Source organism: Sphingomonas sp. SORGH_AS_0950 (assembly GCF_030818415.1).
GTDB lineage: Bacteria > Pseudomonadota > Alphaproteobacteria > Sphingomonadales > Sphingomonadaceae > Sphingomonas.
In genome coordinates, this window is record NZ_JAUTAE010000001.1 from 1173891 (window position 1) to 1186272 (window position 12382).

Annotated in this window: 12 protein-coding genes; 5 read left to right on the forward strand and 7 right to left on the reverse strand. The window is 66.9% G+C overall.

Annotation, left to right across the window (positions count from 1 at the left end; genetic code table 11):
- Positions 1-56 precede the first annotated feature (56 nt).
- Both QE385_RS04915 and QE385_RS04920 read right to left on the reverse strand, forming a co-directional pair.
- Entirely contained in the window at positions 57-818 is a 762-nt protein-coding gene (locus tag QE385_RS04915) for an alpha/beta fold hydrolase (protein ID WP_307099637.1), read from the reverse strand.
- A 126-nt stretch (positions 819-944) separates the two neighbouring features.
- Positions 945-1727: a DUF4019 domain-containing protein gene (locus tag QE385_RS04920; protein ID WP_307099639.1), complete on the reverse strand. Its 783-nt coding sequence runs from the start codon at positions 1725-1727 to the stop codon at positions 945-947.
- Positions 1728-1911: 184 nt separating this feature from the next.
- Here QE385_RS04920 and QE385_RS04925 point away from each other — a divergent pair, with 184 nt between their 5' ends.
- Positions 1912-2556, forward strand: a complete 645-nt coding sequence (locus tag QE385_RS04925) for a YitT family protein (protein ID WP_307099641.1) — start codon at positions 1912-1914, stop codon at positions 2554-2556.
- Between the two features lie 142 nt (positions 2557-2698).
- Here the strand turns inward: QE385_RS04925 and QE385_RS04930 are convergent, their stop codons facing one another.
- From QE385_RS04930 to QE385_RS04940, 3 genes are all read right to left on the reverse strand, one after another.
- Positions 2699-3724, reverse strand: coding sequence for an aspartate-semialdehyde dehydrogenase (locus tag QE385_RS04930; protein WP_307099643.1), 1026 nt, complete (start codon positions 3722-3724; stop codon positions 2699-2701).
- 217 nt (positions 3725-3941) lie between these two features.
- Positions 3942-4658 (reverse strand): MgtC/SapB family protein, encoded by a 717-nt coding sequence (locus QE385_RS04935; RefSeq protein ID WP_307099646.1) that lies wholly within the window; start codon positions 4656-4658, stop codon positions 3942-3944.
- Between the two features lie 147 nt (positions 4659-4805).
- Positions 4806-7058: a DPP IV N-terminal domain-containing protein gene (locus QE385_RS04940; RefSeq protein WP_373424631.1), complete on the reverse strand. Its 2253-nt coding sequence runs from the start codon at positions 7056-7058 to the stop codon at positions 4806-4808.
- Positions 7059-7386: 328 nt separating this feature from the next.
- Here QE385_RS04940 and QE385_RS04945 point away from each other — a divergent pair, with 328 nt between their 5' ends.
- The 3 genes from QE385_RS04945 to QE385_RS04955 all read left to right on the forward strand — a co-directional run bounded on the left by QE385_RS04945 (position 7387) and on the right by QE385_RS04955 (position 8945).
- On the forward strand, positions 7387-7977 hold the full coding sequence (locus QE385_RS04945) for a hypothetical protein (RefSeq protein ID WP_307099648.1): 591 nt from the start codon (positions 7387-7389) through the stop codon (positions 7975-7977).
- 118 nt (positions 7978-8095) lie between these two features.
- Positions 8096-8641, forward strand: a complete 546-nt coding sequence (locus QE385_RS04950; RefSeq protein ID WP_307104560.1) for a CHAP domain-containing protein — start codon at positions 8096-8098, stop codon at positions 8639-8641.
- Positions 8642-8696: 55 nt separating this feature from the next.
- Positions 8697-8945 (forward strand): hypothetical protein, encoded by a 249-nt coding sequence (locus QE385_RS04955; protein ID WP_307099650.1) that lies wholly within the window; start codon positions 8697-8699, stop codon positions 8943-8945.
- Between the two features lie 314 nt (positions 8946-9259).
- On the opposite strand, the gene QE385_RS04960 is transcribed toward QE385_RS04955, so the two are convergent.
- Positions 9260-10354: an anhydro-N-acetylmuramic acid kinase gene (locus QE385_RS04960; protein ID WP_307099652.1), complete on the reverse strand. Its 1095-nt coding sequence runs from the start codon at positions 10352-10354 to the stop codon at positions 9260-9262.
- Positions 10355-10472: 118 nt separating this feature from the next.
- Here QE385_RS04960 and rimO point away from each other — a divergent pair, with 118 nt between their 5' ends.
- Entirely contained in the window at positions 10473-11813 is a 1341-nt protein-coding gene (gene rimO / locus QE385_RS04965; RefSeq protein WP_307099655.1) for a 30S ribosomal protein S12 methylthiotransferase RimO, read from the forward strand.
- Here rimO and QE385_RS04970 read toward each other — a convergent pair.
- Entirely contained in the window at positions 11797-12186 is a 390-nt protein-coding gene (locus tag QE385_RS04970; protein WP_307099657.1) for an MAPEG family protein, read from the reverse strand. The two genes, rimO and QE385_RS04970, sit on opposite strands and share 17 nt — an antisense overlap.
- Positions 12187-12382: the final 196 nt, after the last annotated feature.

A 12382-nucleotide genomic window follows, 5' to 3' on the forward strand; every position in this document is an offset into this window, starting at 1 on the left:
CATTGCTCTCGAAGCGGAGCCGATGACGCGCAGTTGCGCGGCTTTGCCCGCCGCCGTCAAGCGGTCAGGAACCGGGCGATGGCCTCCCCCAGTTCGGGCTTGGTCACCGAACTCATGTGATTGCCCGGAATCTCGACATAGCGGCCGCGCGGCAGCGCGTCGGCCAGATCGACCGCCGCGCCATTGTCGAAATCCTCCACGCCCGCGACGACCAGAGCGGGCAGGTCGAACCCCTCGATTGCCGATAGCGGCGTATCTGCGAAGGTGTTCAGGATATGCAGCAGCGCGACCGGATCGCCGCCGGTGGTCTTCAGGAACGCCTCCGCCATCCATTCGGGCGAACCGCGCTTATGCTCGCCCAGACGCGTCAGGATGTTGGTGAAATGATCGACCCGTCGCCCGGTATGGAGCAGCCCCTCCAGCCCCATGCCCGCAAAGATCGCCTTGCCCGGCTCCGCGCCGGTGGCCAGCATCCGGCTGACCGTCCGCGCGCCCAGCGAATAGCCGCCCAGGTCGTAATCGGTCAGCCCGAGATGCTCGACCAGCGCATGGCCGTCGCGGGTCAGCGCGTCCTTCGGATAGGCGGCGGGGTCATGCGGCTTGCCGCTTTCGCCGTGCGCGCGAAGATCGGGCATGATGACCCGGTAGCCCCTGGCCGCGATGGCGGCGGCGTGGCCATAGCGGATCCAGTTGGTGTTCGCGTCGGAGAAATAACCATGGATCAGGACGAGCGCCCGCCCCTCCCCCATTTCGCGCCACGCGATCGGCGTCCCGTCGAAGCTGTCGAAGAAGCGGGTTTCGGGGGCGGTTTCGGCCAAGGATCAAGTCTCCGGTAGGAAAGCGGGGCTACCGGATCGCCCTAATATAGATCGCGCGGGATGTGGACCCGTTTGCGGCCGGAATGCCGCGAACGGGCCCGTCTCCGACGGCGGAAAGACCGTGGCTCAGCCGACCGTGATGCCGACGATCCGCCACGCCCCCGCCTGATGCTCGAGCGTGACCGTCTCGATGACATCGCCCGCTCTGGAATAGCGCGCGCGGAATTTCACCACCTCATAGCCATCGGGCGGCGCGGGCAGATTTTCCTGCGAGAGGAACAACCGCGAAACCATCGTCCCCATCTGCGCGCGCATTTTTTCGGAAGCCGCCGCCCATACCGCCTCGCTATTGATCCTGCGAAAGGCCGAGCCGGTCGCGCGGTAGCTGTCCGCCCAGCGTCCCTGATCGACCAGCGCCAGGAAGCGCTGCGCGGCGTCGACCACCGCCGGGTCGTGGGCGGCGGAGGCGACCGGGGCATCTTGCGGCGACGTCGCGAGCATATAAGGCAGGCCGACAAGGGCGATCAGGCCGAAAGCAAGGGTCATGAGCAAGGCTCCTATGAGGATCGGGAAACGGCGTCCGCCGCGCCCCACGCCGCCGATCGGCGCCCTGGCCTGATCCTCCGTCGCGGCCTGGCGGTCCTCCCCGATCGTCATGTCCCCCGACTTTTCGGGGGGTGGCGGGACGACCATGCCCCCTTCCGCATCGAGGAGCATCCGCGCCGCCTCCCGGCTGCTCGACACCGACAATTTGCGCCGCGCGTCGCGCAGCCGTTCGTTGATGGTGTGGACCGACAGGTCGAGCGTCTGCGCGACCGACTTGGCGTCATGCCCCCGGACGATCAGGCGCAGCGTCTGCTTCTCCTTGTCGGTCAGGGCCGCGAGGCCGTGGCGCTCCTTGATGGTCATCGGCGCGCCCTATGCCCGCGCGGCGCGTGTCGCCACCCCCAATAATTTGTACCCTTCGGGCGGACGATGGCGCGGGCCCGCCGCCCGCCATTTGGCTTGGCTAAGCAGTTGCGCTAAAAGGCGCCATGCCTGCCGCCAGAAGCGGGCCGATGGAGCGGATGCCGGACCCATAACCGGACGCTTGATGACCGCAACCACCGCTCCCGCCGCCGAGACCCTGCCGCCCAGCCCGATCGGGCGGCCGCACAGCCTGCTCGAAGACGCCTATGCCATCTTCATCGGCTGCACGCTGCTGATCGTGGGGCTGGTGTTCCTGAAAGCGGCGGGGCTGGTGACCGGCGGGATCGCGGGCGTCGCGCTGTTGCTGTCCTATCTGATCCCGCTGCCCGCGGGCGTGCTGTTCACGCTGGTCAATATCCCGTTCTTCCTGTTCGCGCACAAGGTGATGGGCGCGCGGTTCGCGGTGAAGACGGTGCTGGTCAATGTCGGGATCGGCATCGCCTCGGCGATCACGCGGGTGTCGGTGCATGTCGATGCGGTCCACCCGGCCTTTGCCGCGCTGGTCGGCGGTACGGTGATCGGCATGGGCATATTGTCGCTCGCCCGGCACCAGGCGGGGGTCGGCGGCACCGGGGTCATCACCATCTGGCTCTATCGCAAGCACGGATGGAATATGGGACTGACCCAGGTCGCGCTCGACGTCGTGATCCTCAGCCTGGCCATCCCGGTGGTGACGGGCACCCAACTGATCTGGTCTGCGATCAGCGCGGCGGCGATCAGCCTGATCCTCTTCGCCTGGCACCGGCCGGGGCTGTATATGGGGCGGTGAACCCCTTATCCTCCCCGATACGGGGAGGTGGCGGCGCGCAGCGCTGACGGAGGGGGACTTCCCGATAGGACTGCCCGTCGGAGAGCCCCCTCCACCATCGCTTCGCGATGCTCCCCCTCCCCGTTCCGGGGAGGATCGAGACTTACCCCTTCTTCAGGTGGCGACGGCCGAGCAGCTCGGCGATCTGCACCGCGTTCAGCGCCGCACCTTTCCGCAGATTGTCCGACACGCACCACAGCGACAGGCCGTTATCGACCGTCGAGTCCTCGCGCACGCGGCTGATGAAGGTAGCATAGTCGCCGACGCATTCGATCGGGGTGACGTATCCGCCGTCCTCGCGCTTGTCGATCAGCATGACGCCGGGCGCCTCGCGCAGGATGTCCTGCGCTTCCTGTGCCGAGATCTCGTCCTCGAATTCGATGTTCAGCGCCTCGGAATGGCCGACGAAGACGGGCACGCGGACGCAGGTCGCCGTCACCTTGACCTTGGGGTCGAGGATCTTCTTGGTCTCGGCGACCATCTTCCACTCTTCCTTGGTGGAGCCGTCCTCCAGGAAGCTGTCGATGTGCGGGATCACGTTGAAGGCGATCTGCTTGGTGAACTTCTTGGGCTCGGCGGGGTCGCCGACGAAGATGTTGCGGCTCTGCTCGAACAGCTCGTCCATGCCCGCCTTGCCCGCGCCCGACACCGACTGATAGGTCGCGACGACGACGCGCTTGATCGTCGCCTTGTCGTGCAGCGGCTTGAGCGCCACGACCATCTGCGCGGTCGAGCAGTTCGGGTTGGCGATGATGTTCTTGGCGGTATAGCCGTCGATCGCATCGGGGTTCACTTCCGGCACGATCAGCGGCACGTCCGGGTCCATGCGATAGAGCGACGAATTGTCGATCACGATGCAGCCCGCAGCGGCGAATTTGGGGGCATAGACCTTGGTCGCGTCCGACCCGATCGCGAACAGCGCCATGTCCCAGCCGGTGGGATCGAAATGCTCGATATTCTTGATGGTGAGCATCTTGCCGGTCTCACCATATTCGATCTGGTCGCCCTGGCTGCGCGACGAGGCGACGACCGCCAGCTCGTCGATCGGGAATTCCCGCTCCGCCAGAATGTTGATCATTTCCCGGCCGACATTGCCCGTCGCCCCGGCGACCACCACGCGATAACCCATTAAACCCTCCACTCGGAAGCCTGAGCCGGTAGCGTCATTGCGCGGATACGTCCACCGACTTTACGAATAGTGCGCGTTTGGGAAAGGCAAGCGGGGGTTTAGGCCGCCTCCCCCTCCCGCAAGCGGGAGGGGGCCGGGGGGAGGGCCCGGAGTCTCACCGAGACCGGCGCGTGCGGCACGCCCCTCCCCCAACCCCTCCCGCCTGCGGGAGGGGAGTTTAGTCATGCGTACTCGCCGCCCAGGTCGCGTGGGCGATGCCGTGGACGCTCTGGAAATGGTCGGTGATGCGGTCGAGTTCACCCGCCTCGACGATGGTGCTGGTCAGGATCGCGGTGACGGTCACCTGATCCTCTCCGCGCTCCTCGCTATCCAGTTCGCCGACCGGCAGGCCCGCGCCCTCCAGATGTTCGACTAGCAGGTCGCCGACTGGCCCGGCCTGTGCGGCGGTCGTGGTCAGGCTGACCGAATAGGTCGCCTCGACATGCCGCCCCTCGACGGGGATGCGGTTGATCGCATCGACCAGCGGGCGCAGCGCGGTGTTGGCGAGCAGGACGATGCCGGTCAGCAGCACCGCCTCGGCCACCATGTCGCTGCCCGCGATCGAGCCGACCGCCGCCGAGCACCACAGGGTCGCGGCCGTATTGAGCCCGCGGACGTTCATCCCCTCCTTCATGATGACGCCCGCGCCCAGGAAGCCGATCCCCGACACGACATAGGCGATGATGCGGATCGACTCGACATTGCCGCCCAGCCGCTGACCGAGATCGACGAACGCCGCCGCCCCGATCGCGACCAGCGCATTGGTGCGCAGGCCCGCGGTCCGCTGGCGATATTGCCGTTCGGCCCCGATCACCGTGCCCAGCACGAAGGCGGTCAGATAGCTGACCAGCGTGTCGAGGAAGGGCCAGAGGTGGAAGGTCTTCAGGAATGCCATGCCATGTTCGTACATCCTCCCCGTTACGGGGAGGTGGCAGCGCGCCAGCGCTGACGGAGAGGACGTGCCGCACAGGTCAACCCTTGCCGCCAGCCCCCTCCACCATGCTGCGCATGGTCCCCCTCCCCGTGCCGGGGAGGATCGGGATCACTTCGCCGGCTTATCCTTCACCGTCCGGTCCAGGAAGTTCAGGATCGTGTGCCACAGATGCTCGGAAATGCCCGGCCCGCCGACGCGGTGGGTCTGGCCCGGATAGAGCATCATCTCGAACGGCGTGTCGGTCTTCTGCATCTCGGCGGCGAAGGCGGTCGCGTTGTCGAGGAAGACATTGTCGTCGGCCATGCCGTGGATCAGCATCAGCGGATCGCGGATCTTCGCGGCATCCGTGATCGCCTGCGACGTCGCATAGCTTTGCGGGTCGGTGCGCGGGTCGCCCAGATAACGCTCGGTATAATGGGTGTCGTAAAGCTGCCAATCGGTCACCGGCGCGCCCGACACGGCGGCGGCATAGACGCCCGGCGTCTTCTCCAGCATCTTGATCGACATATAGCCGCCGTACGACCAGCCATAGGTCGCGATCCGCGCGGGATCGACAAAGGGCAGGCTCTTCAGATAGTTCGCCCCCGCCAGCTGATCGGCGACCTCGACCGTGCCCATCGCGTGATAGATGGCATCCTCGAACGCCTTGCCGCGATTATACGAGCCGCGATTGTCGATCTGGAAGAAGATCCAGCCCTGATCGACCAGATATTGCGGCAGTGCCCCTTGCCAGCCACGCGTGACCTGCTGACCGGTGCCGGGGCCGCCATAATGCTGGAAGAAGACGGGATATTTCTTGCCCGGCTCCAGCTTGGGAGTGATCATCTCCCAATAGAGCGTGGTGCCGTCATCGGCCTTGATCGTGCCGAACTGCGTCTCGCGGTGGCTGGCGAGATAGGGCGCATAGGGATGGCCCGCGACGATCGCATTCTCGTTGATCCAGCTCAGCCGCTTGCCCGTGGTGTCGGCCAGATAGACCTGGGTCGGCTGGCTGGGGCTGGAGCGCGAGACGATGAAGCGGCTGGCCGAGGAGTCCATCGTCGCGCTGTTGGTATAGCCGCGCTCGGTCAGGCGGGTGACGACGCCCGGATGCGCGATGTCGACGGCATAGAGATGCTGTTCGAGCACATCGTCCTTCAGGCCCGTGAAGTACAGCCGCCCCTTGGCCTCGTCGACGCCGACCAGATTGGTGACGACCCAGGGGCCCTTGGTCAGCTGCGTCCACTGGCCGTTCGCGAAGTGATAGAGATGGCCATAGCCGTCGCGCTCCGACCGCCAGATCAGGCTGCCGTCCTTCATCGGGCGATAGGCGTCGGACAGGTTCAGCCAGCTACGCTGGCCCGAACGCTCGGTGAAGAGGATGGTCGACTTGCCGGTCACCGGGTCGACGCGCAGCATGTCGAGCATCTTCTGGTCGCGGCTCTCACGCTGGACCAGCAGGGTCTTGCCGTCCGGCGTCCAGTCGACGCGCGCCAGATAGATGTCGGGATTGGTGCCCAGATCGACCTTCACCCGGGCCGATCCGTCCGCCTTCATGACATAGAGGTCGACCAGCGCATTGGGCGTGCCCGCCGCCGGATAGCGCTGTTCATAGACCTTGGTGCCCGCCGCACCGATGGCGGCGCGGACCGCGACCTTGACCGGCGCATCATCGAACCGCTCGACCGCGATGTAACGCTCGTCGGGGCTCCACCAATAGCCGGTGAAGCGGTGCATTTCCTCCTGCGCGACGAATTCCGCCTCGCCGAAATGGACGGTGCCGCCGCCCTCGGTGGTCAAGGCCCGCGCCTCTCCGCCCGCCAGCGGCATGGCCCACAAATTCTGGTCGCGCACGAAGCTGACATAGCCGCCCTTGGGGCTGACGATCGGGTTCAGCTCGCCGCCCGGCGTATTGGTCAGGCGGCGGACCTGCCCGTCCAGCCCGGCGAGATACAGGTCGCCGTCCAGCGGCACCAGGATCGACTTGCCGTCGGGCGCCCAGTCATAGGCGACGATGCCCTTTGACCCGCCGATGCGCGCACGCTCGCGCTGCATCTTCTCGGCCTCGGACAGTTCGGCGCCCGAGCCGACCTTCTTGGAGTCGACCAGCATGCGTTCCGCGCCGGTGCGGGTGTCGCGCGCCCAGAGGTCCAGCCGCTCGCGCTCGTCGGCGCGCGGGCGCAGCGAGGTCAGCAGCGTGCCGTCGGGCGACAGGCGCAGCCCGCGCGGCTGCGACCCCGACAGGTCGGGACTGCCGAACACGCGCGCCAGGGTCAGTTCGCCCTGCTTTTCCGGTTCAGCCGCCATGGCGGGCGCCCCCAATCCCATCGCGATCGACGCCCCGACCGACGCCAGCGCCAGACCCAGCACCCATTTGCGCATTCATACCACTCCAAGCCTCATTGCCACCGGGGGCGCCCCCGGCGCGTCGCCGGGCGTTATCGCGACGAGACCGCGTTCCGTAAAGCCGGATCGACACCATGCCGGATCGGCGGCGATCAGCCCGTCCCGCTCCCCACGATTTCCCGCGGATCGCAATGCTTTCCATTATTCGTAAACCGGCCGTTAACGAATTTGGATTAGGCCGAAGCTCCGGGGTCGGAAGGCGCATCCTATCCGCACGTGGCCCCCGGTCTTTTTCGGAATGGACATGGCAAGCTCGACGGCCTTTGACATACAGAATGACCGAAGCGGTGATATCGGGGCGATCATGGCGCGCCTGGGCAGCGCCGGGCACCCGCATGTCCAGGCGCTGTTGCTGCCGCAGGCGTTGCTCCACGACCTGACCGACGCGGTCCATGCGGTCTGCGCGGTGCATGGCAATCACCCCTGCATGATCGATTACGCGATGGCGCGCGGCATCCAGATCGACACCCTGCCATGGCTGATCCAGTCGTCCACCGCCTTTGCCCATGAACGCGCCTATCTGGCGCATCTGACATCGGCGGCGGGGCCGCTGCCCTCGACGCCGGGACAGGCACAGACCGATGCGGCGCTGACCCAGTTGCGCCACACGCTGGAAATGCTGGCCAACTCGGACCGGCGCGGTTGCGCGACCGGCGCGGTCTCCGCGCTGATCCTAGACTGGCGCGCAATCCGGCAGGTGCTCGACCAGGCGGCGCGGCGGTTCGGGCTGGCCTCACTGCCCGGCACGATGCCCGATCCGATCCTGGACGATCCCGAAGACGATACCGCCATCGGCCTGGCGCGTGCGCGCGGATTCGGCGCGACCCAGCTGTTCGTCCAGCATCGCGGCCTGTGGAACATCCTGGAGGCGCGGGCCAGCGCGCGGCGCGGATAGCCCCATGACGGCCGCAAAGCCTCGATCGGTCGCGGCGAACGCTCGGCTGATCGCCCTAAGGCCGCATTAACCATCTTGTACAGTTCACGATTAAGCGAGGCTCGTTACCGTGACAGAGATGAAAGGCGTGGTGTCCAAGGCAACTCTCTCACTCTGTGCGCTGACGGTCGCCATCCCCTCGGACGCGCGCTCGCTGCTGGATTATGTCGGCCAGTGCGTCCCCTTCGCGCGGCAAGCCTCGGGCATCTCGCTTTATGGCGATGCCTGGACATGGTGGTCGCAGGCGGCGGGGAAATATCCGCGCGGCCATGCCCCCCGGGTCGGTGCGGTCGTCGTCTTCGAAAAGACCAGCCGTCTGCCGCTCGGCCATGTCGCGGTGGTCAGCCGCGTGGTCGAGGACCGGGTGCTGATGCTGACCCATGCCAACTGGTCGATCCAGAATGGCGAACGCGGCCATGCCGAGCAGGACGTCACGCTGTTCGACGTGTCGCCCGCCAATGACTGGAGCGTGGTGAAGGTCTGGTTCCGCGACTCGGACGGCCTGGGCAGCACGACCTATCCCATCTACGGCTTCATCTATGGCAATGGCCGTACCGCACCCGAACTGACCGGCGCCAAGCCCGATTATGTCGGCGCGCTGATCGACGCCTATGTCGCACGCTGATTGTCGGTAACGGCGCGTCATGATAGGCTGACGCCCGTCATCTGGGAGGATGCCGATGCTGTCGCTGCTCGCCTTGCTCGCCCTGTCCGCCGCCGATGAGGCGTGGCCCGTCACCCCGACGCTGGGCCAGTTGCCCGAACGCTGCGCACCGAAGGAAAGGCGGGTCAGCCGCAAGACGCCGAGCGTCGGCCTGCACAAGCTGAACGAGATGCCCGATGCCGACCCGCAATATGCCGTGGTCCGCGAGATCGACGGCTGTCCGGTGCCGGTCAAGGCCGACAAACCCCTGAAGCCCCAACGCTAGGGCCGGTCGCCATTCATGATGCCTTCTTCTTCCCCTCTCCCCTGGACAGGGGAGAGGGTTAGCGAAGCTTGCCAGCCTGCTGGCTAGCGCAGCTTGGGTGAGGGGTTGAGCGAGCCCAGAGGCTCGCGCGCTCGCCAAGCGAGCGCCCACCCCTCACCCAGCTCCGACTAAGCCTTTGCTCTCGCAAAGACCAAGTCTGCGCAACCCTCTCCCCTCTGCGAGGGGCGAGGGAAGAAAAGGCAGCGTTGGATGTCGATCTGCCCCAGGGCCGGAGCGGGACTCGCCGGGACGACGGTCATACCCGATCGCCTGAACTATCCCCCGGCGGGGCGGTGGATCACGCCCCCGGTCATCGGCTGCGGCACGCCGGTCGTGCCGGGAAAGCTAATCGGCCGCTCGTTCAGCCGACGCACCGCCATATAGGCGAAGCCCTCCGCCTCCATCGCGTCGCCGTTCCAGCCGAGCGCATCGCTCGGCTCGGGCGTCAGCCCCGTCGCCGCCGCGATCATCGCCAGCATCGTGGCATTGTGCCGCCCGCCGCCCGCGACCAACAGACGCCGGGGCCGCGCGGGCAGATGGTCGAGCGCGCGCGCCACCGTCTGCGCGGTAAAGGCGGTCAGCGTCGCCGCACCGTCCGCCGCCGACAGCCCCCGCGCGGGCTGGATGGTGAAGTCGTTGCGGTCGAGCGACTTGGGCGGGGCGAGGTCGAACCACCCATTGTCCATCATCGTGTCGAGCACGGTCGGCTCCACCCGTCCGCTGCCCGCCAGCGCGCCATCGGCGTCGTAACGCTGCCCGGTCTCGGCCTCCATCCAGCTGTCGATCAGGCCATTGGCCGGGCCGGTATCGAACGCGACGAGCGCGCCGTCGTCGCCGATCCAGGTGACGTTCGCCACCCCGCCCAGATTGAGGATCGCCACCGGCTTCTCCAGCCCGGCCGCCAGTGCGGCGTGATAGACCGGGATCAGCGGCGCCCCCTGCCCGCCCGCCGCGACATCGGCCGAGCGGAAGTCGGAGACGGTGACGATCCCGGTCGCATCCGCCAGCGCCTGTCCGTCACCGATCTGCCAGGTCCAGCCGCGATCGGGGCGATGCGCGACCGTTTGGCCGTGAAAGCCGATGACATCGACCGCCTCCGCACCGATCCCGGCATCGCGCAACAGCTTCTGGACGACCATCGCATGGGTGCGCACGATCAACTCGCTCGCCGCGACGATCGGCGGGCTGGCGCGCGGTCGGTCGAAGGTCAGCGCCATGGCGGTGGCCTCCGCCAGTTCGGTGCGCGCGGCATCCGAATAGGGCTCGCTGCGAAAGGCGATCGCGCGCCGCTGCGCCTCGCCGTCCGTCTCGATCAGCGCGGCATCCACCCCGTCGAGCGAGGTTCCCGACATCAATCCGATCGCCAGCATCGCGCTTAACCCTTGTGAATTTGCATCCCTCATGCCGGTATCGCGCGGACGTGTCGACCACATGGCGCAAGCGCATCTGGAAAAGCGCGACGATTTGGACTATGTGCGCGCGTATCCCATGGCAACCAAACTCCCTACTCCGCCGCGTGTCGGCATGGTCTCGCTCGGCTGTCCCAAGAATCTGGTCGACAGCGAACGCATCCTGACCCAGCTCCGCGCAGACGGCTATCAGATGTCGCCCGACTATGCGGGCGCCGACGTCGTGCTCGTCAACACCTGCGGCTTTCTCGACTCCGCCAAGGAGGAAAGCCTGGAGGCGATCGGCGAGGCGATCAAGGAAAATGGCCGCGTCATCGTGACCGGCTGCATGGGCAAGGAGGCCGAGGCGATCCGCACCCGCTTCCCCGACGTGCTCGCGATCACCGGCGCGCATGAATATGAGCAAGTGGTGGAGGCGGTCCACGCCGCCGCGCCCGCCAACCTGTCGCCCTATATCGACCTGATCCCCGACGCCGGGCTGAAGCTGACCCCGCGCCATTACAGCTATCTGAAAATTTCCGAGGGCTGCAACCACCGGTGCAGCTTCTGCATCATCCCGTCGCTTCGCGGCGACCTGGTCAGCCGCCGCCCCGACGCCATCCTGCGCGAGGCGGAAAAGCTGGTCGCGGCGGGCACGCGCGAGCTGCTGGTCATCAGCCAGGACACCTCGGCCTACGGCATCGACATCCGGAAGGAACCCCGGATGTGGAAGGGGCAGGAGGTCGTGCCGCACATGACCGATCTCGCCCGCGAACTGGGCAAGATCGCGCCCTGGGTGCGGCTGCACTATGTCTATCCCTATCCGCATGTGGATCAGGTGATCCCGCTGATGGCGGAAGGGCTGGTGCTGCCCTATCTGGACATCCCGTTCCAGCACGCCGCGCCGTCGGTGCTCCGCCGCATGAAGCGGCCCGGCAACGACGCCAAGGTGTTGCAGCGCATCCACCAGTGGCGTGACATCTGCCCCGATATCGCGATCCGCTCGACCTTCGTCGTCGGCTTTCCCGGCGAGACGGAGGAGGATTTCGAATATCTGCTCGACTGGCTGGACGAGGCGCAGCTCGACCGGGTCGGCGCCTTCCGCTTCGAGCCCGTCGAGGGCGCCGCCGCCAACGCCCTGCCCGATCACGTTCCCGAGGAGGTGAAGGAGGAGCGTTACGCGCGGATCATGGAAAAGACCGCCGCCATCTCCGCCGCCAAGCTGGCCGCCAAGGTCGGCCGCACCCTGCCCGTCATCATCGACGCGGTGGATGACGAAGGCGGCGCGACCGGCCGGTCCCAGGCCGACGCGCCCGAGATCGACGGAGAGGTCTTCCTGCGCGATGCCGGGCATCTGTCGGTCGGCGATATCGTGGCGGTCGCGATCGAGGATGCCGACGAGCACGACCTGTACGGCGTCCCCGTCACAGGAAACGGATAAGCATCATCACGATCCCGGCCATCGACACCAGATAGGCCAGCGACCGCACATAGCGGACGCCGAACAGATAGAGCGGCACATAGGCGACCCGCGCGAGGAACCAGATCCACGCGCCGGTCGCCGCCATCCCGCCGCTCCGGCCGGTCAGGGCCAGCCCCAGCGCCAGCGCGATGAAGACGGGCCAGGTCTCGCGATAATTGGCCGAAGCACGCTCCGCCCGCCCGGCAAGCGGCCCCAGCGGCGCCGGAGTCCCGTCACGCGGCCCCGCATTCCAGCCGATGCCCCGGTCCAGCGTCGCCAGCTGGGATTGCAGCGCGAGATGGACGAACAACAGGATGATCGACCAGCCGAGGATGGTCAGTTCGGTGGTCATTCGTCCGTCTCCCGCAGTCCACCCCGGCGAAGGCCGGGGTCCGGTGGCCAGCGCTCCTAGGCGCGCGACGAGGTCTCCAACGCAGAACGTCGCAACTGGCCCCCGGCCTTCGCCGGGGTGGCCAGGAAAAAGCGCCGGGTGTCTCCCATCCCCCCGTTCAGCCTGAGCGTAGTCGAAGGCCAAGGGACTCGTTCTC

Coding starts and splice junctions, on each gene's coding strand:
- QE385_RS04950 (WP_307104560.1), top strand. CDS start 8,096: ATGAAAGGCGTGGTGTCCAAGGCAACTCTCTCACTCTGTGCGCTGACG.
- QE385_RS04970 (WP_307099657.1), bottom strand. CDS start 12,186: ATGACCACCGAACTGACCATCCTCGGCTGGTCGATCATCCTGTTGTTC.
- QE385_RS04920 (WP_307099639.1), bottom strand. CDS start 1,727: ATGACCATCAAGGAGCGCCACGGCCTCGCGGCCCTGACCGACAAGGAG.
- QE385_RS04940 (WP_373424631.1), bottom strand. CDS start 7,058: ATGCGCAAATGGGTGCTGGGTCTGGCGCTGGCGTCGGTCGGGGCGTCG.
- rimO (WP_307099655.1), top strand. CDS start 10,473: ATGGCAACCAAACTCCCTACTCCGCCGCGTGTCGGCATGGTCTCGCTC.
- QE385_RS04925 (WP_307099641.1), top strand. CDS start 1,912: ATGACCGCAACCACCGCTCCCGCCGCCGAGACCCTGCCGCCCAGCCCG.
- QE385_RS04930 (WP_307099643.1), bottom strand. CDS start 3,724: ATGGGTTATCGCGTGGTGGTCGCCGGGGCGACGGGCAATGTCGGCCGG.
- QE385_RS04960 (WP_307099652.1), bottom strand. CDS start 10,354: ATGCTGGCGATCGGATTGATGTCGGGAACCTCGCTCGACGGGGTGGAT.
- QE385_RS04935 (WP_307099646.1), bottom strand. CDS start 4,658: ATGGCATTCCTGAAGACCTTCCACCTCTGGCCCTTCCTCGACACGCTG.
- QE385_RS04945 (WP_307099648.1), top strand. CDS start 7,387: ATGGCGCGCCTGGGCAGCGCCGGGCACCCGCATGTCCAGGCGCTGTTG.
- QE385_RS04955 (WP_307099650.1), top strand. CDS start 8,697: ATGCTGTCGCTGCTCGCCTTGCTCGCCCTGTCCGCCGCCGATGAGGCG.